The sequence below is a fragment of the Sporosarcina sp. SAFN-015 genome (genome assembly GCF_059415085.1).
Genome location: NZ_JBPFDR010000001.1, coordinates 1 through 22,994, shown reverse-complemented (window position 1 = coordinate 22,994; position 22,994 = coordinate 1). Strand labels below are relative to the sequence as shown.

Here is a 22,994-nt window from a genome sequence, read left to right as displayed (position 1 = left end):
AAAGATGAGAAAAGCATTCTTGTTTTTAACAATGGGAGTTTTACTGTTGCTGGCAGCTTGTTCAAACAAAGAAAACGGCGAAGCAAGCTCTGATTTTGCAGACGGGGAGATTGGCGGTGAAATTACTGTATGGGGATGGGATGTAGCGGCTGAAACATTTAAAGCTTCCATCGAAAAATTCAATGAAAAGTATCCAGACGTTACCGTGAAGGTTGAAGATTTTAGCAGCGGTGATTTATACGAGAAGCTGACTGTCGGATTGGTGTCAAAGGGGGCTGGATTACCTGACGTTATCTTAATGGAAGATGAAAGGATTCCAGGCTATTTAAAGCAATTCCCGAATGGCTTTGTGGATTTGTCGAAGATGGGATATGACAAGCATAAGGAATTGTTCAGCGAATCAAAGCTGGAAAGTGTCACTGTAGATGGAAAGCTGGGCGCGGCGCCTTGGGATATCGGTCCGGCAGGCATCTTTTACCGTGTAGATCTTTTCGAGGAAGCAGGCATAAATGCTGATGATATTAAGACGTGGGATGACTTTTTAGAAGCAGGCATCCAGATGAAAGAAAAAACCGGCGTGAAAATGCTTCCGATTGATATCGCCAATTACGCCGGCGTCTTTGAGATGATGATGCAGCAGCAGGGCAAGTCCTATTTTGATGAAGATGGGAACATCGACATCGATTCCGAAGAAGCGATCCGTGCTATGGAGATGGTGAAGAAATTTTATGATGAAGGAATCGTTTTAAATAACAGCGGATGGAATGGCATTGTAACGGCAACAGTCAACGGAGATGTGGCAACGATTCCTTATGGCGCTTGGTATTCGGGGACGATTATGGACCAAGCTCCGGATTTGGCTGGTAAATGGGACATGTTCTATTTGCCGGAGTTCAAAGAAGGCAGCTCACGATATGCAAACGTGGGCGGTTCAGCGATTACGATTTCAGAGTACTCAAAAAACAAAGCGACCGCCTATGCTTTTGTAGAATACTTTACTACCGATAAAGAGATTCAATTATTAGGGTTTGAAAAATATGGTTTATTTCCGTCTTTGAAAACTACTTATGATTCACCTATTTTCACCGAAGAAAGTGAGTTTTTTAACAACAGTCCAATTTTTAAAAAGTTCGCGGATATCGTTGGGGAAATTCCTAAAGTTACAGCGACAGAATATAATGCCCAGGCTGGAAAAATCATGGCGAATACGCAGGCAACCATTCTATTGGATAATAAGCCGGTCAAAGAGTCATTGGAAAATGCAAAAAAACAGTTAGAAAATGAAATTAACTAAGGTTGGAGATTAAGTCTGCGAAGAGGAATGCCCCCGTTCCTCTTCGGACATTTGGGGTGAAAGGTATGAATGTAAACAAGAAGAAAGAGAGATTATTTCAGATTTCACCAAAGACAGCACCCTATTATTTCTTAGCACCTGCTGTCATTTTCCTACTTGCCTTTACGGTTTATCCTGTCATTTCGTCATTGGTATTAAGCTTTCAAAGTACCAAAGGCGGAATTACCGAGTTCGTCGGATTGGCCAATTACTCCAAATTGTTTCGGGACCCGGTTTTTTACAAGTCGTTAGGCAATACGTTCCAGCTGCTTATCATCCAAGTTCCTATCATGATCACGTTATCGGTGATCCTTGCCACTTTGCTGAATTCAACCGCTTTAAAATTTAAAGGTTTGTTTCGTACGGCATTTTTCTTGCCTGCTATCACAGCTTTAGTAGCCGCATCTTTAGTATTCATGATTATTTTGGATGAGCACTATGGATTGGCAAACTATTTTTTAAGCATGTTCGGAGTGGAGCCGATCAGTTGGCTAAGCCACCCGTTTTGGTCCAAGGTTGCGGTTGTGACAGTGATGACGTGGCGGTGGGTCGGATACAATATGGTCATCTTTTTAGCAGGCTTGCAAACTATCCCGGATGAACTGTATGAGGCGGCAGAAATAGATGGCGCGAGTACGTTAAAAAAGTTTTTTAAAATTACATTGCCTCTGCTTAAACCGGTTTTCATTTTTACCATTGTCATCTCGACAATTGGCACGCTCCAGTTATTTGATGAAGTGTATATCCTGACAGGGGGCGGTCCGAATAATGCGACGATGACGATCACTCTATATTTATATGAAACTGGATTCAAGTATTTCAATTTCGGATATGCATCGGCAATGGCGTATGTGTTGGTAATTATCATCGCTGCTATTTCTTGGTTGCAGATCAAACTGATCGGAGATGAAAACTAATGAAACAATCAGCTGTACGTACAAAAATAGCCATGTATGCTTTTCTGTTGATTGGTGTCATTATTTCATTGTTTCCATTTTACTGGATGATTATCGGCTCTACTAAAACGTCAGGACAGATTTTAAGTATCCCTCCCTCATTAATGCCGGGAACTCATTTGTTTGAAAACATGAAGTCATTGAACGAGTCGATGCAAATTGGAAGGGTCATTTGGAACTCCATTTTCATTTCATTTACTTCAACATTTTTAAGTGTTCTCATCGCATCAATGGCAGGTTACGCCTTCTCGAAATATAACTTTAAGGGGAAAACGGTAAGTTTTTTCATTATTTTATGTACGTTGATGATTCCTTTTCAAGTCACTTTAATTCCACTTTTTGAAATTATGGTGAATCTAAATTGGTTGAATACATACCAAGCGATTATCCTGCCTTCTTTAGCTTCTCCATTTGCAATCTTTTTGATGAAGCAAAATTTAGGGACTGTTCCGGACTCCATGATTGAAGCTGCAAGAATTGACGGGGCGGGGGAGTTTAAAATTTTCTTCAAAATAATCTTGCCGACAATGCGTCCAGCAATTGCGGCCGTATCGATATTTCTTTTCATGTCTCAATGGAATAGCTTGCTTTGGCCGCTCATTACGTTGAAGACAACTGAAATGTCGACATTGCCTGTCGCTCTTTCCGGTTTGATCGGATTGGCTCGTATCGATTATGGACAGGTCATGTTAGGAACAACATTATCCATTATTCCCATACTCATTTTTTTCCTAGTATTCCAGAAGAACTTTGTGTCAGGAATTATGGGTGGTTCCATCAAAGAGTGACATTCGGAATTCGAAACGTACGAGAAAAGAAAAGGAGACTTGTTTCAAATGAAAAACATTGCAGAAGAGCTTTTGAATGTTGAAGGGAAAGTTGCCGTCGTAACAGGTGGAGCATCCGGGATCGGTTTTGCAACGGCTAAGTTATTTACAAAAGTGGGCATGAAAGTCGCCCTTCTGGATATTAATGAATCTCTCGTTCATGAAAAGGCAAAAGAGCTAAGTGCTGATGCGAGTTCGGCTGTCGGATATAAATGTGACGTAACGAGTGAAGAGGATTGTAAAAAAGTGACGGAGGATATCGCTCGAAAGTTTGGACGGATCGATGTTTTATTTAACAATGCCGGAATTATCACACGGAAAACGGTCGTCGACCACACGTCTGAAGAATGGGATCGGGTTGTGAACGTTTCGCTAAAAGGTGTTTTCCTATTATCCAAGTATGTGATCCCTGTTATGGAAAGAAGCGGAGGCGGAAGCATTATCAATACAGGCTCCGGCTGGGGTCTTAAAGGTGGGGATAATTCAGCGAGTTATTGTGCTGCCAAAGCGGGGGTCGTCAACTTGACGCGTGCGATGGCGATTGACCACGGTCCTTCCAAGATCCGTGTAAATAGCATTAATCCAGGGGATACTGACACGCCTTTATTGCGCGGGGAAGCAAAGCAATTGAATGTTGACGAAGAGGCATTTTTGAAGTCTTCAGGAGCTGACCGGCCGCTTGAACGTATCGGAACACCTGATGATATTGCAAAGTCTGTCCTATTTCTAGCTAGTGATCTAGCTGGGTGGGTCACAGGAAGTGCACTAGTAGTAGATGGCGGAGGATTGGCGTAAAACTATTTTTATTAGGAGGAGTTAATATTGACTGAATTTGCACATCCGTATATACCGAATTCGGAGCCGAAGATCAAGGAGCAAATGCTGAAGGAAATTGGAGTTGAAAAGGTAGAGGATCTATTTGACGCTATTCCGGACGAACTTCTTTTCAAAGGGAGCATGAATATACCGGAATCGTTATCAGAAATGGAATTGCGAAAAACTGTCCAAGGGACGATGAATAAAAATACGAGCACCCAAGAAGTCATCAGCTTTTTGGGCGGCGGATGCTGGGAGCATTACATTCCCGCAGTCTGTGATGAAATAAACTCCCGAGCTGAATTTTTAACCGCTTACGCAGGAGATGAATTCGAAGACCATGGCCGCTATCAAGCACTCTTTGAATATCAAAGTTTGCTGGGAGAGTTGCTTGAAATGGATGTAGTGAACATCCCGACGTTCGACTGGGCTCAAGCTATCGCAACTTCCATCCGAATGGCAGCCCGAAAGACTGGAAGAAAAGTTGCCCTCGTTTCCGGAACGATATCGCCTGAACGGCTCCAAGTCGTCAAAAATTATTGCTCACCTGACATAAAGATCGAACTAGTCAGCTACAGCGAAGAGAACGGCAGAATGAGCATAGATGACTTGAAAAGCAAACTCGATGAATCGGTTGCGGCTGTCTATTTCGAAAACCCGAGCTATTTAGGTTTTATTGAAACTGAAGGAAAAATGATCACTCGTCTTGCACGGAGTGCTGGAGCAGAGTCGATTGTCGGAGTAGATCCGATTTCGTTAGGGGTGCTCGAAACGCCAAGTAAATATGGGGCGGATATTATTTGCGGCGAACTTCAATCATTAGGGGTCCATATGAGCTACGGCGGCGGATTATCAGGTTTCATTTCAACCCGCGATGAAATTGAATATGTCCAAGAGTTCCCTTCCCGCTTATTCGGAATTGCTCCTACGATTGTAGACGGGGAATATGGATTTGGGGATATTCTCTATGATCGTACTTCATTTGCAAAGCGGGAAAAGGGGAAGGAATCGGTGGGCACACAAACTTCCATGTGGGCTTTAACGGCTGGGGTTTACTTGGCTTTGATGGGACCGCATGGAATGAAAGAAGTGGGCGAGCTCATCATGCATAATTCACGATACGCCATCGAGAAGTTGAAAGAAGTGAAAGGGATTACTCCTTCAAAATTCGGAAGCTTGAATTTCAAAGAATTCGTAGTCGACTTCAGCGGGACAGGGAAAACAGTAGCAGAAATTTCAAAGGCGCTAAAAGCGAAAGGGATTTTTGCAGGAATCGATTTATCGAAAGAATTCGAGGAGCTTGGGCAAAGTGCATTATTTTGTGTAACGGAAGTCCATTCCAAAGAAGATATCGATACATTAGTGGAAGCGTTGAAGGAAATTATCGAATAAGAAAGCGAGGAATGAAAAGTGAAAGTACAAAAATTAGAACAACATGATGTGCGGGCATTTCAGCAAGCCAAATGGGATGAACCACTTATATTTGAACTTCACACGCCTGGTCAAAGAGGCGTTCAGTTACCAAATGTGAATCCTGACATCCAAGAGGTGACAGGAGACGTGCTATCTGAATTGCCTGCGGAACTGCGCCGTGGAAAAATTGAAGGGTTGCCGGAAATTACACAAAATCGTGTCCTCCGACATTATTTACGTTTATCACAGGAAGTCATTGGCGCGGCAATGAATGTAGAAATGGGCCAAGGAACATGTACGATGAAATATTCGCCTATCGTCAATGAGGAATTTGCGGCAAGCCCTAAAATTGCGGCACTGCATCCGAAGCAAGATATGGATACGGTCCAAGGGATACTAGAGATTACGTATAATTTGGATCTGTATATGAGAGAGATTTCAGGGATGGACAAGTTCTCCTTTCAATCAGGTTCCGGAACGCAAGCTCTCTTTGCGATGGCATCCATCGTCCGCGCGTATCATGAATCTCGAGGAGAAGGGGAACAACGTGACGAAATCATTACGACAATCTTCTCCCATCCATCGCAGGCTTCAACAGCTGCCGTAAAAGGTTATAAAGTGATTACATTGTATCCGGATAAGGACGGTTATCCTGATATTGAGGAATTGAAAAAGGTCGTTTCCGACAGAACAGCCGGGTTTGTCGTAGCGAATCCGGAAGATACAGGTATTTATAATGATAAGATCAAAGAGTTTACAAAAATTGTCCATGAAGCTGGCGGAATTTGTTATTACGACCAAGCGAACGCGAACGGCCTATTAGGCATTACCCGTGCAAAAGAAGCAGGATTTGACATGTGCTTCTTCAACTTGCACAAAACGTTCTCCACTCCGCATGCATCAGGCGGTCCTGCTGCGGGAGCTTTAGGAGTGACGAAAGAATTAGCAAGCTTTCTCCCGGCGCCATTGGTCGAAAAAGAGGGAGGCCGCTACATGTTGAATGACCAGCTCGAGCATTCGATAGGCAAAGTGCGCTCCTATCATGGTGTTCCACAAAATATTCTACGAGCGTATGCATGGATCCGTGCCCTTGGAGCGGATGGTTTAAAAGCGGTTGCAGAGATTGCTGTTCTCAATAATAACTATTTATATACAAAAGTATTGGAAATCCAAGGCGCCAGTGCCCCGTATATTAAAGGGAAACGACTTGAGCAAGTGCGTTACAGCTGGGAAAAACTGACGGAGGAAACGGGTGTCACGACAGACGACATCTCAAGACGTATGGCAGACTTCGGCCACCAATATTGGACAAGTCACCATCCTTATGTCGTTCCAGAACCATTCACTCTTGAGCCGACAGAATCGTATTCCAAAGCTGATTTGGATGAATATATTAATTCATTGAGCCATATTGCCAAGGAAGCATACGAAAATCCGGAGAAAGTAAAGAACGCTCCTTATCACACTTCGATTCATCGAATTAAGGATGACGATTTCTTCGAAAACCCAGACAAATGGGCAAACACTTGGAGAGCCCTTCAAAAGAAACATGGCGGGTTAAAAGTGTTTTATGAAGGCGAATGAGGAAAAGAAATAAGTAGTGGACAGATTCATCCTTTTGGTGGACAGGCAAAAGCCTTTCTCGCCATTAGGATGGGATCTGTCTTTTTATTATCTATTGGAATAGTGTACAGGGCGGCAACCTTCCAAAGCCGGTAACGTATTGTGCACACTGTCTTCTTACCGAGAAGCGAGCAAGCTGGCGCAATACGCTACGAGTGCACCGTCGAAATTACGGACAGATATACCTGTCGTTTCTTGAAATTTGGCAAGTCGATAGTTCAACGTATTACGATGAATATGCAATTTTTCGGAAGTGACGGAGGCGTTGAATCCATTTTCAAAAAACGCTCTCACTGTATCCAGCATGCTGTCGTCGTACCCGATCGGTTCAAGAATTTCTCTTTGCAACATCTCGTACATTTCTTGTGATGCTTGACGGATAAAGAAAGAAGGGAAGAGGAGTTCCATTGTAAAAATACGTTCTTTTGGCAGTAAAGTTATGCCTTGCAAGAACCACTCTGCCTCCTTGGCAAATTTCGTATGATAACAATTATCAGCCGTATGAAATTTCCCGATGTATAGTTTAGTTTTCATAAAGAAATCGGCTTCTAGCGCACTTACAAACGAAGCCAAATCTTCGGTGGTTTGTATATAAGTCGATTTCTGTTCGATCAAAACCGCTTGGTCAGCTGATATGTATACAAATTGCATGCTGTCATCAAAAAATGCATTTACTGCATCCTCCAGCTCCTCAACATCGACATTTCGAAGCATCAGATGAATGGCCCGGATTTCTGTTTTATTGCCGATAGGCGAATTGCCTGTCCCCTCCAAAAAACGAATCCATCTTTCCATTGTCGGAGTAGATGGGGAAGGAGTATATGGCACTTCCGTGAAAAAGGAAGCTAGCATCGTATAGTCACGCGTCGAAACATCCGATTTCAAAACCCGTATCCAGCAGTTTTCATGTGGATGATGAAAAAGGTATTCATGCTGTCGAGTTAAAGAAGGCCGGGACGATAAGATTTCAAGAGATGGAAATAAAGATGTCATTTCAGATAACATTAAAATTCGCTCCCTCCATCGGTGATTCTTATTACTAGTATACAATGGTCGAGTTATTAATTGATGAAAAGAATATATCTATTGAATATGAGAAGTTATCTATCGAATACGTGAAGTTATCTATTGAATAATGAAAGTTATCACCAAAACGGGGCTTTTTGACTAACCATAATGCTGTTCTTTCCGATATTTCTTTCTAAAATGAAAAGCTCCTTGGAAGCTGCCACTGCCAAGGAGCATACAATTATTCTACTTCTCTCCCACAAACACCCGCAAATTCACAATGAAATACTCCCAAAACTGAATGCCTTCACTCTGGCCGAAGAGCGTCACTTTAATATTATTCGCCACCAAGTCTCCGTTTGTTTTGTCTTTCGGTGCCTTCAGCATATCTGTCATTAATTCTTGGAGCTGCTGTTTGGCAGCTGTACGATTGTCGACGACATTGATGAGCGGGCCGTCCGCGATGCGTATGTGAGAAACGCCGAGGGCCAGGAGCTTGTCAGAGAAGAAGCCAAGGCCTTGGATTGCTTTTAATCCTTCGTCGCGATTAAAGGCAGTCATCGTTAGTGTATCGGTTTTTTGATCGTACGAGGCTTGCGATACTTTTTTTCCGTCTTTTTCGATGGCGCTGTTTTCAAGGACGATGGCTCGAATTTTTGTTTTCGTTTCTTCGGCGATGTTAGCGGCTCTTACTAAGTCTTCCGAGCGTACGACAAATGATGCCATTTGTGCGCGTGTGACGTTTGCATTCGGTTCGAATGTGATTGACGTTTTTCCTTTCGTCACTTTGTTTTCAACGAGCGTTCGGACATGTTTTGCGTACCATGCGGAATTGCTGACGTCCTTGAAAGGGTTTTCCGAATTCGCTTCGAGCGGAAGTTTATAGCTCAAGTCAATGATCTTCGAGGCGTGTGCACGTGTCATCGGTGCATTCGGCCGGAATGTGCCGTCTTCGAAACCTGAGATGTATCCTGCATTCGCAAGTGCAGCGACATATCCGTAGTACCATTGGTTTTTATTCAAATCTTTGAAGCCTGGATCTTTCACGTTTCTCGTATCAAGTTTGAGAGATAACGCTAAGATTTTCGATGCATGCGCACGCGTCAATGTCGCATCCGGCTGGAATGTGCCATCTTCATAGCCTTGGATGATGCCCCTTTCGGCCAAGTTCAATATTGCAGCATGGTGGTCTGAGCTTTTCGGCACATCTTTGAATGAAGTGACGGCTGCATGAGCGGAAACTGATGCTGCAATGGACAATCCAGCAGCCAACGATATGATGAATGTATATAGAAAAGTATTTCTCATTGTCTTTTTCATAGTATTTCCCCCGAGTGAATCTAAATTTTGATAAAAAAGAATATTTGTATCAACTATATCATAGTAGATTCACAGACAGTAGCGAAGGTGTACATACTTCCTTTTCAATCTTGTTACAAATTCGCAAAAGTGATGATAGAATTGATGAAAAGAGTGGGAATTATTTCACGAAGGGGGACGATGCAATTGAGTCGATGGGGAAAATTTGAAGTGTTCATCGAAGAAATGATGAAAGCTGAGCACATACCTGGAGTTGCAGTAGCGATTTCCGAGAACGGGAAAACGATATACCAAAAAGGTTTTGGAACGAAGGATTTGGAAGCGAATGAGGCCGTCACTCCTGACACTATTTTTGGTATCGCCTCCGTCACGAAATCATTTATCGCGCTTGCGATCATGAAGCTAGCAGAGGAAGGGAAGTTGCAAATTGACGATCCAGTTACGAAGTATCTTCCTCGTTTCCGATTAATCGGGTATGACAATATCGACGAAATCAAGATCCGTCATCTTCTATCCCATACGAGCGGAATCGCTACAATGGAGAGAAAGGAAGAATTGAGCGGATTTGAAGAACATCTTCGCTACATAAATGAAACCGAGCGAACGATCTTGGGGAAGCCTGGGGACTATATTTGTTATAACAATGATTTGTTTCTATTATTGGGCGCTATTATTGAACAAGTGACCGGGGAAAACTATAAGGATTACATACATAAATTGATAATAGCGCCACTGGGGATGAGCCGAACGACTTATCATCTGCATGAATTACATAGCTTTGATAATGTGACGAAACCTTATGTGCTAGAAAACGGTACACCAACAATTTGTGAATGGCCATCATTAGGGAACTATGCTGTTGGCGGCGGCATTCGGTCGTCCGTATCGGATTTGCTGAAGTATGGCAATGTATTTCTCGATACACGTGAAGAGGAAATTATCGGTCGTGCATCAATTGAAAAAATGACTGAAGCCGTCCATTATATTGGCGGAAATAGCTATTACGGGTATGGTCTTCAAACGACGCCTAACTATGCTGGTGTTACATTGGTCGAGCATGGTGGGGGACAACCGGGTGTATCGTCAAATTTTGGCTTTGTTCCAGAACGAGGAATTGTTGCAGCCGTTTTAACGAATATGAGTGACGTAAGTGCAAATGCCATTTGGCTTGCAGCAATCAATACCGTTCTTGGTCTGCCAATTGACGAAAAGAGGAGCACAGAACCGCAATTTGATATGAAACCAGAACAGCTCCAGCGCATAGTCGGAACGTATCGATCTGGAGAGGGAGCGGAAGTGGAAATCACGCTTGAAGATGGAACGATTATGGCGACAGTATCAGGGAAGACTTACAAACTTCGAGCGAGTGATGAAAGAACTTTCGTTATGATGCCGATTGAAAAGCCTTTACGATTCTTTTTTGATGAGAAAGATGATGCGTGGGCGTTATTTTTAGGGTTGAGGATGCTTGTGAAAAATTAGAAGTTCGCTTTTATGCGTGTTTTAAGAGATTTCTGCGGGATTGTGGCATGGGGACGGGTGGACGCGATTGAAAGAGAAAAGGTTTTAAAAAAGAGCTGTCCTGGAAACTGGGACAGCTCTTGCTGCTATATTCTATTTCGCATTCTCATCGGGTTGATGGATGCCGAAAACATTGCCTTCCGTGTCGAGATAATAGCCTTGCCACGCCATGCCGGGAAGGGCGTGTTTAGGCAATGCGACTGTGCCGCCGTTCGCCATGATCTTGTCGTGTGTGTCATCGTAATTCTCCACACCCATTGTACAAGCAAATCCGTTCATTGCTTGTCCTGGTTCTGGCCGCGCACCTTGCCGTTGCATTAATGCACCGTTAATTCCCATTTCGCTATCATCGCCCGTCACTGCTCCGAAGTAAGGCATTCCCGCGTAATCAGTCCAGTCTTGGAATGACCATCCGAATACTTCCCCGTAAAACTTTGTAGCCCGCTCCATGTCATCCACATGAATTTCGAAATGAATTAATCTCCCCATGGTTTCCTCCTGTAATTTTACTTTCGAATATTTAGACTTGTTCGATTAATAATATCACCTTACGAATAATTGTGTAAATGATTATCTATTGAATATGCGTAGTTATCTATTGAATTTGGGGAGTTATCTATTGAATTAGATGAGTTATCTATTGAATTTGAGAAGTTATCACCGAAATGGGAATTTCCGACCGGCAAATGAAGGATAAAAAGAGCTGTCACTTCATATGATGTTGGCTTATGCGAAGAGGTTTCGTCTGTTTTATGACGGAATAAACGGTGCCCGTTCGGCAAGCAATTCAGTTTATTTAATGCAATTGTATGAAAGCGAAAAAGAAAGCTGGTCAGGATTGAATCTGACTGGCTTTCCATTGCGTATTCATGTCATTAAGTGAATTGTCATAAATGTGCCTTGCAAAGACACCAATTTAATTAGCATCTTACATATTTGCGTTTGAAGCCGATTTTGCCTCTGTCGATTTCCTTTTGGATGTTTTCGTATGCGTTTAGGATGGTGGCTTTTTTATTGTCCCGTTTCATTTCGACCGGGCCGACTGCTTTGGCAGTTTCGACTGCCACTTCATGAAGCGGCAAATAGGAGAAGCCGACGGTGAAGATGAAATTGTTCATGGCGGATTTTGTTCGTTCCGGAGCGTCAAGGATTGTGTTTTTCACAGTATCAATCATATTGGCAAGCTTGTCCTTGGAAAATTCGACGTCAGGCCGATTCCCTAGAAGCCAGCAATAGCAGCTCCAGCCCGCTGACATCCGTAACTCATCGCCGCTAGCGATCCATTTATCGGCAACCTCCTGTGCGATATCCGCTTCCGCTAACGTAACAGCCACGACATAATCGGACAGCATATAAAAATAGGCTGAATCGATCCAGCGGTCATAATCCGCCACTGTCATTCCGTTCGGATCTGCGATGATGCCGGCAAAGTACATCGCGTCGTAGTTTCCTGTCGCATACAGCTCCTCCGCTAAAGCTTGGTCGATTCCGATCTTCTTAGCGATCGGTTTCATTGCGCCTGTCGCAACGCCGAAAAGCGGTTCGTGCGCGCCATTGGACATATACACTTTTTTCGTCCGTTCTTTACCGAGCGCCTCGAGTTCTTGCATGACTGTTTCTAAATTCATTGTATGGGCACTTCCTTCATGGGTTTATCTTATCTATTTATTCATTATACTATTCGCAATACAACGATCCAACTTCTCAACACAATCAACTACCTAGGAAGGATGCATTAGTAACAAATAAATAATATAGAACCGTGATGTTTCTAAAACGTTCTTTTATAATAGGTGGGGCGTATAATTAGAGAAATGAGGAATGATTTTATGAAAACACCGATTATTATCGATACAGATCCGGGAATCGATGACGTCATTGCCATTACGGCAGCATTGTTTGCAGAAGAACTTGATGTGAAATTGATTACAACAGTCGGTGGCAATGTTGGCATTGAAAATACAACGACTAATGCAGTAAACTTGGTGAATTTCTTAGGGAAAGATATACCGGTAGCAAAAGGCGCGGATCAACCGTTGCTGAATAAATTAGTTTCCGCTGCCAAAGTTCATGGAGAAGGTGGAGTTGGCGGCTATCAATTTGAAACGGAAGAGAATAGTACACTGCTTTCTAATAAACATGCGGTTGAGGAATTAAGGGATGCCATTCTTCATTCAAACGAGCCGATTACGCTTGTGCCGATTGGACCTCTTACGAATATCGCATTGCTTTTGAAAATGTACCCCGAAGTAAAAACGAATATTAAAGAGATTGTCCTTATGGGCGGAGCGGTTAAAGGTGGCAACAGGACGCCGGTAGCTGAATTTAATATGTTTGTGGATCCGCATGCGGCTAAGATTGTTTTTGATGAGAATGTCAAAATCGTCATGTGCGGATTGGATGTGACGTTGCAGACTCGGATTTCAACCGATGATGTAAAGGAAATCAAAGGCTACGGCAAAGTGGGAGAGATGGTTAGCCAAATGCTCAGTTACTATGACAGCCCTTCCTCCACCGAAACAGAGATGTCAATTCACGATCTGTGTACGATAATTTATTTGACGAGACCGGAATTATTCGGACTTAGAAGGGCAACTGTTAATGTCGTCACGGAAGGTGAAGCATCAGGATGTACGCTCACGAATTATAATGAAGAAGGACATGTGCACGTAGTCTTGGATGTCGATGTTGAGGAATTCAGACGCGAATTTATTGCGACGTTCAAAAAAGTGCATGACCAGTTAGGGTATTAATGAATCCGGAAAGAAGTGATAAAAATGATAACGGTCATTGGCAGTATGAACATGGATTTAGTGGTCGACACAAATAGGGTGCCGGAAAATGGGGAGACGATCTTAGGGAAGGATTTCTATACGTTTCCGGGCGGCAAAGGCGCAAATCAAGCGGTTGCGGCTGCACGGCTAGGCGGAAATGTCCATATGGTCGCGTGTGTCGGGAATGACGTGTTCGGAACGGAATTGACCAGGAATTTACAAGAACAAGGAGTGGACACTGCAAATGTATCGTACTCCTCGGAAAAATCTACAGGAATCGCTAACATTATTTTATCGGAAAATGATAACCGGATTATCGTAGTGCCCGGCGCGAATTACGAATTAAGACCGTCAATGATTGAAGGCTTGCGGGACATGATCAAAATGAGCAATGTCGTCGTCATGCAACTGGAAATTCTGCCGGAAACAGTTAAAGCGGTATTGAAAATTTGCGATGAGTTGAATATTCCAGTCGTTATGGATCCGGCGCCAGCGGAATTCTTCGACCGAGACATGATTTCTGGCATCCAATACATAACGCCAAATCAGTATGAATGTGAGCAGCTTTTTGGCGTCCAGATGGATGAAGCGCTGGAGATGTATCCGAATCAATTGATCGTAACGCTAGGCAAGGACGGCGTTCGCTATTTTGACGGGGAGAAGCATATTCATATTGAAGCTATTCGGACAAATGCAATAGACACGACAGGCGCGGGAGATACGTTTAATGGCGCGTTTGCATATGCAATCAGCCATCAATATGCGTTATACGATGCGGTAAGGTTTGCCAATGCGGCATCTTCTTTATCTGTTGAGAAGTTAGGTGCCCAGACGGGAATGCCGACGAAGGCAGAGGTAGAGGCGCGTTTAGCTCTCTGAGGTGCCTGTGTAGCACACAATTCTGTTTATTCACTACAATTGTATTTTAGTTGAAATGAAAAGTCGGCCATGAATGTTAATGGCCGACTTTTTGGTGTGTTTATATGCTTAAAGTTGAATTGTCATAAATGCTTCTTGCACAGGCACCGACACAATTAGGATTTGTTAGTTGTGGAATTAAACTGGATTGTGTCATCAACGCGGATTTTCTGTGTTTTAACTGTGCCGAGAGGGAGGACTAGTGTTGCGTATGCGTTTTTTACAGGGGATACGGCCCGCCACGGTTTACGATAAGACATTGTTTTAATAACACGGTTTGTTTTATTAAGAAATATGATGTCAATTGGATGACTTATAAAGAACATACGCAAAGAATTGCATGGTGTAAGTAGAATACCTTTATCAACTAGTGGACCTTTGTAACCTAAACGGCTTTTGAATCTGGTCCAAATAGTATCAGCACGTTTGATTTGAAATGGTAGAAGAACGGTTTTAGAAATGACCATCAAGCCTCCTTTTTAACTAGCTTATTCATTAGTATTCGTAAAGATTCATTGGGAAAATTCCCGGCGATGTTTATTGTGATGCTTGGACCATTGGTGATTTATTTGTTGCAGTTTGTTTTTTGAATTGTTCGGATGCTCACGTAGCGCACAATTCAGTTTATTCGATACAATTGTATATTGTTGAAAGGGGAAGCCAGTCATTTCGGGAGATGACTGGCTTTTTGGTATGTTTTTAGCTTTGGCATGAATTGTCATAAACGTTTGGTGCACAGGTACCGAAACATATTTTACTTTATATAAGCAAACATTAGACAACCTTATACCTGAATAAGATATAAGGGGAGGGGAAGGAATGTCAGTAAAGTCTCACCTAATTGTTAGGAATGTAGAAAATATGATATCAAAGGATTTAGGAGAGGATGTTCAAAAAGTATTTAATGAGATTGCAGAAACAACGAATGCACAATCATTCGATGCATTAATGTTTAATGGTACAGTCATTATTCTAGGTAATAAAAAGGTAACAGCACAATCAAAAATTAACATAACGAATCCTCGAATACTTACGGATCATGCATTAAAAGTAGAAAAAGAATTACAGCACAAGATAAGACAGTTGAAGGTGGATTATGAACTAAATCAAGCCCAAACAGAAAAACTTGTTGATAGTTATAATGCTGAAAAAAAGCGGTTGAAGAATAATGAGATAGAACTTCTAACTAAGAAAGAAATGCTGGAAAGGTTAGCAGTGGAAATTAAGGAGAAATCGGTTGAAGAAAAGCTATTGGACTTATTATCAGTTAAACATGATGAGTTATATAAAGTTTTAGATAAATTCGAAGTAAATTTTGTTCATATTTCCGAAGAAGTGAAAAAGGATACAGTCGGGATGAATGATAATCTCTGTATTCGTCTTCAGGAATTTTCAAAAGAAATAATGGAGGATCAAGAACATCTAGTTTAGCTACTAGTCGCGATAAAAAAGCCCCGTGCGAACAAGAGCACGGGGCTTTTGGCAATCCCATTTGTAGCGTCTTCTTATTTTCAATGGAGTTGCTTACTTTGGAAACATCCTGGACGAGTATAGCAGTTGATATTAAAACATTCGGAAAATGTAAAATAGTTTACATCATTTTAGCAGATTATCTTTTATACTCGGTTTATGAAAGGTTTATTCATTAGGAAGAATATTGTTTACCGAGGGGATGATATAGTACCTGCCATCTTTTATTATATAGCCCTGCTGGATTAAGTCATTAACCAAATTTGCGACAGTGACTCTGCTTGTCCCTATTAGATCTGCGAGCTCTTGCTGTGTAAATTGCATATAGATCCTTTTGTAGTCACTGTCCAAAGGAATGCCGAATTGATTTGCAAGATGGAAGAGAGCGTAACGGACTCGTGTTTCAGAATCATAACACGCTACTAATAAATTGGATAATGCAATGGTTTGAGCTTTCCTGTCAAGTGTATTTGCGTATTGCGCCATAAGTATTGGGTTATTCCGAAGCAGCAATAAGAATTGTTTTCGTTCAAACTCTACAACAACTGTAGGAGATGCTGTAATTGCACTTTCAAAGTGATAGTCGTTTAGGGTTGAATCGCCTATGAAGGTGCCATCACACATGATGATTAGTGCTTTTTCCTTTCCTTCATGAGAAGTGTGAAACAGACGCACTCGGCCTCCTTTGATTAGATAAATGAACGCTGCTTTTTCATTCAATGTATATATAACTTCTCCGGACTCGATCATTTTGGTCGTGCCTTGATGAATGATGGATGTCCAGTCGTTGTTTGGGAGTTGGCACCATGGAGAGAGCTCTTTGAACAAAATACTCACATCCTTTACACACAGATTAGATTTATTCACATACGAAAGGATTGAAGAAAATAATGATTACGATGATAACTCCTCAACAATTTAGAAGTGAATTTACGATTTTAAAAGAAAAGATCCAACTTTCCAGTTGCTCGCAAAGTGCGCTTCACCAGTCCGTGAAATCATCGATTGTAGATTACGTTCAATCATGGGAGCACGATGGGATGAACTGGAACAGGTGGATGGAAAAATGTGAAGAAGCTCGTGCCCTTTTTGCAAAGCAGATCAACGCGAAACCTGCCGAAGTGGCTATCGTATCAAGTGTTTCACATGCCGCCGCCGCAGTTTCCACTAGTTTAAAGCCAATAGGTGGCCGAAATAAGATTGTTATTACAGACTTTGACTTTCCTACGATCGGTCATGTGTGGCAGTCGGCTGAATCTCCATTTGCAATTGAATATGTGGAACAGAATAAGAATGCTACAAACAGTATTGAAGACTATGAGCCATATTTAACAGATGACTTATTGCTTTTTTCAACATCTCATGTCAATTATTATAACGGATATAAGCAAAACCTTCAGGAAATTTCACAAAGGGTACACGAAAAAGGGGGATATGTTTTTGTTGATGCCTATCAATCCTTCGGACAAACACCAATTGATGTTAAAAGAATGAATGTCGATTTCCTTGCAACAGGCATGCAAAAATATGCTTTTGGAGTTCCGGGAATTGCTTTTCTCTACGTTAATGAAGAAGTTGCGGAAACTTTGACGCCAAAGATCACAGGTTGGTTTGGTCAAATGAATCCCTTTGCTTTTGACATTCGTGGAAAGGACTATGCATCTGCCGCGAGGCGTTTTGATTCTGGTACTTTTCCGATGATCAACGGCTATGCGGCAAGTGCTGCTTTGGCCTTGTTGGACAAATTGGATATAAGTTTAGTTGAAAAGCATTTAGCTCACTTATCGCAAGTAGCTGCAGCCGAGATTGCGAAGATGGGGTTAGTGAATCGAAGTTTATTTCCAGTAGACGAAAAGGGTTCAACAACTGCAGTATTTGTAGAAAACGCTTCCAACATTGAAAGGATATTAGCAGGCGAGGGGATCATTGTGTCTGCGCGGGGGGATGTACTCAGAATCGCTCCTCATTATTACAATACGGAGGAGGATGTCAAACAAGCTATTCAAGCTTTAGCAACAGTTATATCCGACTAACAAAGGGGGAAGTGGAATGGGGAATCAACATAGTACGCTCGAACAAAAGGAATCGTTGAAGTTTTACGGTGGGGTGCCGGTATTACTTATTCCTTTTGCAGTGATGTTTATAGGGATTTTATGGTTGGGTATTAGTGGAGCAGCTTTACCTGAAGCATTTTGGCCGATGATTTTACTAGGTATCTTTGTTGGTCTTCTTCTTGCGAAAAATAAAAAAGTATATGTAGAAGCACTGATTGAGGGCATTACATCAAAAATGTTGGCAATCATGTTACTTGCTTGGTTTATGGCAGGTATCATGGCGAAGTTACTGTCTGAAGCTGAACTGGTCCAGGGACTAGTTTGGGTGTTTCTTGAGATGGGGGTATCTGTTGCATGGTTTCCGCTAATTGTATTTCTGATAACTTCATTAATTTCCATGTCTACTGGAACAGCTGTAGGAACACTTGTAGCGGTCAGCCCGATTCTGTTTCCTGTTGGCTACTTGCTAGGCGCTGATCCAGTATTGATTATAGGTGCAATTATTGGTGGTTCATTTGTCGGAGACAATCTTGCTCCGATTTCTGATACTACTATTGTGTCCGCCTATTCTCAAGGAACTACAATTGATAAAGTAGTAAAGAGTCGATTGAAATATGCTGCTGTTGCTGGGATGTTAACATTAATAGCCTATGTATATTTTGCGATAACGGCTGAGTCTGGAGGAACGGTAACACCTCCTGATGAACTTAACCCGTTAGGTCTCGTCATGATTGCTGTTCCATTACTTCTCCTATTTTTAATGTGGAGAGGGAAAGATCTTGTAGAAGCTCTGCTATATGCTAATGTAATTGGGATTCTGCTAGCTTTGTCGCTCGGTTTGATAAATGTTGGGAGCATACTTATGATTAACCGAGAGGAGTTCACCGCGGGTGGAATCATAATCGACGGGGTTATGGGGATGGTTGGTGTTGCCGTATTCACTATTTTTTTAATGGGTATGATTGGGACGCTGAACAGAGGGCATTTCCTTGATTGGCTTATGGAGAAAGCGAGTAAAGTAGCAACGACTCCAAGAAGAGCAGAGCTCACCATTGTAATTGTAGCGTTATTCGTCAATGCTTTAACGACAGCAGGGACACCAACAATGGTGATGCTCGGTGATTTTGTGAGAAGGTTAGGGCACAAATTTAAAATAACTCCTTGGAGACGTGGAAATCTATTGGATGCATGTTCAACGTCAATTATAGGATTTTTACCATATTCCGTTGCTGTATTAATTCCATTCGCCTTTGTCGGTGGAATGGTAGATATGTCGGCACACCCTAATTTTACCCCAGTAGGAGTTGCTCCTTTTGTATTTTATTGTATAGCGATGGTTTTTGTTATGCTCATGTCAGCATTTACTGGGTTCGGTCGTGATTACATGACGGATGCCGAATATGACGAGGAAACAATTGAATTATATGGAACCGAGAAAGAAGAAACAATGATAGTAAAAGAACAAGAGAAACGACCAACCCCTTCTGCAGAGCTACAATTAGAAACCTCAGGAGTGGAATAAAATAATCCGAAGCATGTGTATCATCCAATTTTAGTTATTCATTACAACTGCATCTTGCAGGAGTGGAAGCCAGTCATTTGGGGAAATGGCTGGCTTCTTTTATTTTTTGAAATAACAAATTTCGTATCTATCGATAGTCCCAAGCATTCATGCCGAAAGATTCGTTTTGTCCTTAATTGTACTAGAAGCTGAAACTCTATAGCACTGTCTTCGTAGTAGAAGGAAGTGGTTATTGATAGTGGAAAGGAGCGATTTAAAGGATGAGACAGCGAATATTAATGGTGTTTTCGGCTTTATTCATAATTATGTTGTTGGTCGGTTGTACGAAGAATGAGGATGATAGTGTAACGGAAGCAGCTGATACTCCTGAGAAAGTTGAAGGGGAAGAGGCGGATGGTGAGGAAGAAGTTCCTGAAGAGAGTGAAGTTGAAATTGTTAAACCAGCTGAACATCTTGGGGAAATGGAAATTGAGTTTGCCGGAACCGCTTCTATTGAAGGATCGGAAGTGAAAGTTGTTGGACAGACGAATTTGCTTGAAGGGTCAATACTATTCATTGACATGGATTGGGTGGAAGGAACGCTGTTCGGTGGCAACAATACTGCCATTGTTGAGCATGACGGGAGTTTTACGTATGAAACTAAGCTGCCGGATAAGGTGGATGGGATGATTACGTTGGAGCTGAAATTTGAACCAGCGCAGCAGAATGACGAGATTAGAGAGCATTACGGGGAATCCGGCGAGAATCTCGAAGGGCCTTTTATTCGCCAGTATGATTATAAAATGAAGGAAATTGTGTACAAGAAGGCATCTGCAATCGTGGTGCTGCCTCGTGAAGAAGGGGCGGTAGAGGTTGAGATTACACCGCCGACTTGGAACAAGCCTGATGATTACGGTTCTACGTGGATTCGGATCGAGCCGACAAAAGTCGTGAAGGATGAGAGCTATATTTATGTTGATGGGACTAGTAATTTGCTTGAGGGAACAAGTTTACGTGGACGCGCCATTCTGCCAGGTTATATTACCTCAGGTTTTATCGGTCATACGACAGTAAATCCGGATGGATCGTTTAGTATTATTTTTGAAAATCCGGAAAGCAATACGCGGATTAAAAATCTTGAAGAATACGAAATAACGGTAGAAACCGATTTGTATAATACATTATTCGCAACAGCGATTGAGGCATATGGCGAGAATGGTGAGAAAATGACAGGTGACCTGATTGAGGAGGAAGGTGATGGTAAGAAAGCTATAGTAAGGATAAAGGAGAGGAAGGAATAATTTTTTGGGGTGACTGTGCAGCACATAATTCAGTTTATTAACTACAATTGCATATTTTAAAACTAGAAAGCCGATCAAATTGACCTTTGGTCGGTTTTATTTGCATTTAAATACAAATAATTAAGTAGTCATAATCGCACCTTGCACAGGCACCGATAAAAATGTATTTTCATAATCTTCTATTGCATATTAACGAATACTTATGTATTATTATGCAATAATATAAATATATATTGAAAGGAATTGAGTTTATGGAACATATGGGTCTCTTATCTTTAATTCCCCCGCTGATTGCGGTAATTTTAGCGATTGTTACGAAAAACGTTATTATATCTTTATTTTCAGGTGTTTTCGTTGGTGTAATTATTCTTGTCGGCGGTAATCCGCTAACTGCTACGACAGGAGTGATTGGAGATTATTTATTCCCGCAGCTGACTGATAGTTATAATGCGGCTGTGCTCGTTCTATTATTTTTCATCGGCGGCTTTGTCGCGCTTATGGAAAAGTCAGGTGGTGGAGCGGCGCTTGCGGCTGCTTCAGTCAAGTACATAAAAACTAGGGCAAGTGCCCAAGTGTCAGCTTGGTTTGGGGGCATCGTCATTTTCTTCTCTGACCTTGGAACGCCGCTTATTGTTGGTCCCGTTTTTGAAAAGATTTTTGATAAAGTGAAAATATCTCGGGAGAAGCTCGCTTGGATTATTGACTCCACTGCTTCACCAGTAGCTGTTCTTGTCCCGTTCATCGGGTGGGGCGTTTATATTATGGGACTGATTCGTGCGGAGTTCGATAAGGTAGGGATTGCCGACTCCGAATTTAGTACGCTAATTCAAGTCATTCCATTTCAGTTTTATGCAATTCTAACAGTGTTGCTCGTGCCGTTGATTGCATTTACGAAATTTGATTTTGGACCGATGGCAAAAGCTGAAAATCGCGTGCGTCAAACGGGTCAACTTTATTGGCCTGAGTCAAAACCGCTCCGAAAGGCGGAGGAAATGAAGGAATATACGAAAGGCAGCCGTACGATTCTCATTTGGCTTCCGCTTCTCGTTTTATTCGTTACGTTGTTCGGTTTGCTCATCTCCAAAGGGTTTCCTGTCACACCAGTTCCAGGCGGCGATTTCCGTGTAGCGCTTAGCACGGCGTATTTGTTTGCGGCCATTACGATTGTCATCCTGATGATCGTTTATAAAGTAAAGAAATTCAATGAGATCTTTGATATTTATACAACTGGTATGCAAAAGATGGTATACGTGGCTGTGACGCTTGTCCTCGCATGGTCGCTTGGGAAAGTGATCGGAGAAATGGGAACTGCAGCTTTCATCGTAGAAGTGACGAAAGGGAATGTGCCGGCGTTCATCATTCCTGCCATACTATTTGTCGTCGGTGCGGTCATGTCCCTCGCTTCCGGTACATCTTGGGGAACGTTCGCCATCATGCTGCCGATTGCGATTCCGATGGCCGTTTCACTAGATGCTCATATGCTTGTATGCATTGGAGCGGTATTGTCTGGAGGGATTTTCGGAGACCATTGTTCGCCGATTTCAGATACGACGATCCTTTCATCAACAGGAGCGGGTGCGGATCATCTCGATCACGTCAAAACCCAATTCCCATATGCAGCGTTGAATGCATCAGTCGCTCTCGTCGGCTTTGTCGTGGCGGGATTGACGGGAAGTGTGTATACACTCGCGCTAGTCGTCGCTCTTCTCCTTGCCGCCACTGTATTTTTATCTAAAAGGAATACAGCAAAAGTAGGAGCGGAAGTAAACGCTTCTTAATAGGGTGCCCACTTTAATAGAGTGCCTGTGCAGCGAACAATTCAGACTATGCACTACAATTGCATGTTAAAAATAGAGGAAGCCGATGATAATAATACGTCATTGGCTTCCTTTTGTATTTTTATACTTTGCAGCGAATTAACATAATTGTTTCTTACACAGGTACCGAAACAATTCAGTTTATTCACTACAATTGAATAGTGTGGAAATGGAAAGTCAGCCATTGAAGCTGATGGCTGACGTTTTGATGTGTATTTATGCTGTATATTGAATTATCATAATTGCACCATGCACAGGCACCGCTCATTAGCGTTGCACGGATACCGTAAAAAGTTATTACTTTCATTTTTTACCAGTCGACTTGCTGTAAATAAATTCAAA

Annotated in this window: 20 protein-coding genes; 14 read left to right on the top strand and 6 right to left on the bottom strand. The window is 42.2% G+C overall.

Features of this window, described 5'->3' with window-relative positions; translation table 11 throughout:
• The first annotated feature begins 4 nt into the window (after positions 1-4).
• From ACR65H_RS00100 to gcvPB, 6 genes are all read left to right on the top strand, one after another.
• Complete coding sequence (locus ACR65H_RS00100; RefSeq protein ID WP_440498021.1) at positions 5-1,294, top strand: ABC transporter substrate-binding protein; 1,290 nt, start codon at positions 5-7, stop codon at positions 1,292-1,294.
• Positions 1,295-1,359: 65 nt separating this feature from the next.
• Positions 1,360-2,250, top strand: coding sequence for a carbohydrate ABC transporter permease (locus ACR65H_RS00095; protein WP_440498020.1), 891 nt, complete (start codon positions 1,360-1,362; stop codon positions 2,248-2,250).
• On the top strand, positions 2,250-3,077 hold the full coding sequence (locus ACR65H_RS00090; protein ID WP_440498019.1) for a carbohydrate ABC transporter permease: 828 nt from the start codon (positions 2,250-2,252) through the stop codon (positions 3,075-3,077). Before ACR65H_RS00095 ends, ACR65H_RS00090 begins: the two co-directional genes overlap by 1 nt.
• A 48-nt stretch (positions 3,078-3,125) precedes the next feature.
• Positions 3,126-3,911: an SDR family NAD(P)-dependent oxidoreductase gene (locus tag ACR65H_RS00085; RefSeq protein WP_440498018.1), complete on the top strand. Its 786-nt coding sequence runs from the start codon at positions 3,126-3,128 to the stop codon at positions 3,909-3,911.
• Positions 3,912-3,938: 27 nt separating this feature from the next.
• Positions 3,939-5,324, top strand: coding sequence for an aminomethyl-transferring glycine dehydrogenase subunit GcvPA (gcvPA, locus tag ACR65H_RS00080; protein ID WP_440498017.1), 1,386 nt, complete (start codon positions 3,939-3,941; stop codon positions 5,322-5,324).
• 18 nt (positions 5,325-5,342) lie between these two features.
• Positions 5,343-6,929: an aminomethyl-transferring glycine dehydrogenase subunit GcvPB gene (gene gcvPB, locus ACR65H_RS00075; RefSeq protein ID WP_440498016.1), complete on the top strand. Its 1,587-nt coding sequence runs from the start codon at positions 5,343-5,345 to the stop codon at positions 6,927-6,929.
• 156 nt (positions 6,930-7,085) lie between these two features.
• Here gcvPB and ACR65H_RS00070 read toward each other — a convergent pair whose 3' ends face one another.
• Together ACR65H_RS00070 and ACR65H_RS00065 are read right to left on the bottom strand one after the other, a co-directional pair.
• Positions 7,086-7,973, bottom strand: a complete 888-nt coding sequence (locus tag ACR65H_RS00070; protein WP_440498015.1) for a PucR family transcriptional regulator — start codon at positions 7,971-7,973, stop codon at positions 7,086-7,088.
• Positions 7,974-8,222: 249 nt separating this feature from the next.
• Complete coding sequence (locus tag ACR65H_RS00065) at positions 8,223-9,296, bottom strand: S-layer homology domain-containing protein (protein WP_440498014.1); 1,074 nt, start codon at positions 9,294-9,296, stop codon at positions 8,223-8,225.
• A 186-nt stretch (positions 9,297-9,482) separates the two neighbouring features.
• Here ACR65H_RS00065 and ACR65H_RS00060 point away from each other — a divergent pair, with 186 nt between their 5' ends.
• Positions 9,483-10,778: a serine hydrolase domain-containing protein gene (locus ACR65H_RS00060; RefSeq protein ID WP_440498013.1), complete on the top strand. Its 1,296-nt coding sequence runs from the start codon at positions 9,483-9,485 to the stop codon at positions 10,776-10,778.
• A 132-nt stretch (positions 10,779-10,910) separates the two neighbouring features.
• Here ACR65H_RS00060 and ACR65H_RS00055 read toward each other — a convergent pair whose 3' ends face one another.
• Positions 10,911-11,306, bottom strand: a complete 396-nt coding sequence (locus ACR65H_RS00055; RefSeq protein WP_440498012.1) for a VOC family protein — start codon at positions 11,304-11,306, stop codon at positions 10,911-10,913.
• 431 nt (positions 11,307-11,737) lie between these two features.
• Positions 11,738-12,445, bottom strand: coding sequence for a DNA alkylation repair protein (locus tag ACR65H_RS00050; RefSeq protein ID WP_440498011.1), 708 nt, complete (start codon positions 12,443-12,445; stop codon positions 11,738-11,740).
• A 201-nt stretch (positions 12,446-12,646) separates the two neighbouring features.
• On the opposite strand from ACR65H_RS00050, the gene rihC reads away from it, so the two are divergent.
• Entirely contained in the window at positions 12,647-13,570 is a 924-nt protein-coding gene (gene rihC / locus ACR65H_RS00045) for a ribonucleoside hydrolase RihC (RefSeq protein ID WP_440498010.1), read from the top strand.
• Between the two features lie 24 nt (positions 13,571-13,594).
• Positions 13,595-14,470: a ribokinase gene (gene rbsK, locus ACR65H_RS00040; protein WP_440498009.1), complete on the top strand. Its 876-nt coding sequence runs from the start codon at positions 13,595-13,597 to the stop codon at positions 14,468-14,470.
• 155 nt (positions 14,471-14,625) lie between these two features.
• Here rbsK and ACR65H_RS00035 read toward each other — a convergent pair whose 3' ends face one another.
• Positions 14,626-14,976, bottom strand: coding sequence for a DUF192 domain-containing protein (locus tag ACR65H_RS00035; protein ID WP_440498008.1), 351 nt, complete (start codon positions 14,974-14,976; stop codon positions 14,626-14,628).
• A 352-nt stretch (positions 14,977-15,328) separates the two neighbouring features.
• On the opposite strand from ACR65H_RS00035, the gene ACR65H_RS00030 reads away from it, so the two are divergent.
• The gene (locus ACR65H_RS00030) at positions 15,329-15,940 is read left to right on the top strand and encodes a hypothetical protein (RefSeq protein WP_440498007.1); all 612 of its coding nucleotides are present in this window, start codon (positions 15,329-15,331) and stop codon (positions 15,938-15,940) included.
• Between the two features lie 207 nt (positions 15,941-16,147).
• Here the strand turns inward: ACR65H_RS00030 and ACR65H_RS00025 are convergent, their stop codons facing one another.
• Entirely contained in the window at positions 16,148-16,807 is a 660-nt protein-coding gene (locus ACR65H_RS00025; protein WP_440498006.1) for a Crp/Fnr family transcriptional regulator, read from the bottom strand.
• 62 nt (positions 16,808-16,869) lie between these two features.
• Between ACR65H_RS00025 and ACR65H_RS00020 the strand changes: the two genes are divergently transcribed.
• The 4 genes from ACR65H_RS00020 to ACR65H_RS00005 all read left to right on the top strand — a co-directional run bounded on the left by ACR65H_RS00020 (position 16,870) and on the right by ACR65H_RS00005 (position 22,613).
• On the top strand, positions 16,870-18,012 hold the full coding sequence (locus ACR65H_RS00020; RefSeq protein WP_440498005.1) for an aminotransferase class V-fold PLP-dependent enzyme: 1,143 nt from the start codon (positions 16,870-16,872) through the stop codon (positions 18,010-18,012).
• Positions 18,013-18,028: 16 nt separating this feature from the next.
• A complete protein-coding gene (locus ACR65H_RS00015) occupies positions 18,029-19,555 on the top strand; it encodes a Na+/H+ antiporter NhaC family protein (protein WP_440498004.1) in 1,527 nt (508 codons plus the stop codon).
• A gap of 260 nt (positions 19,556-19,815) precedes the next feature.
• Positions 19,816-20,835, top strand: a complete 1,020-nt coding sequence (locus ACR65H_RS00010) for a hypothetical protein (RefSeq protein WP_440498003.1) — start codon at positions 19,816-19,818, stop codon at positions 20,833-20,835.
• A gap of 251 nt (positions 20,836-21,086) precedes the next feature.
• Positions 21,087-22,613: a Na+/H+ antiporter NhaC family protein gene (locus ACR65H_RS00005; RefSeq protein WP_440498002.1), complete on the top strand. Its 1,527-nt coding sequence runs from the start codon at positions 21,087-21,089 to the stop codon at positions 22,611-22,613.
• The last annotated feature ends 381 nt before the right edge of the window (positions 22,614-22,994 follow it).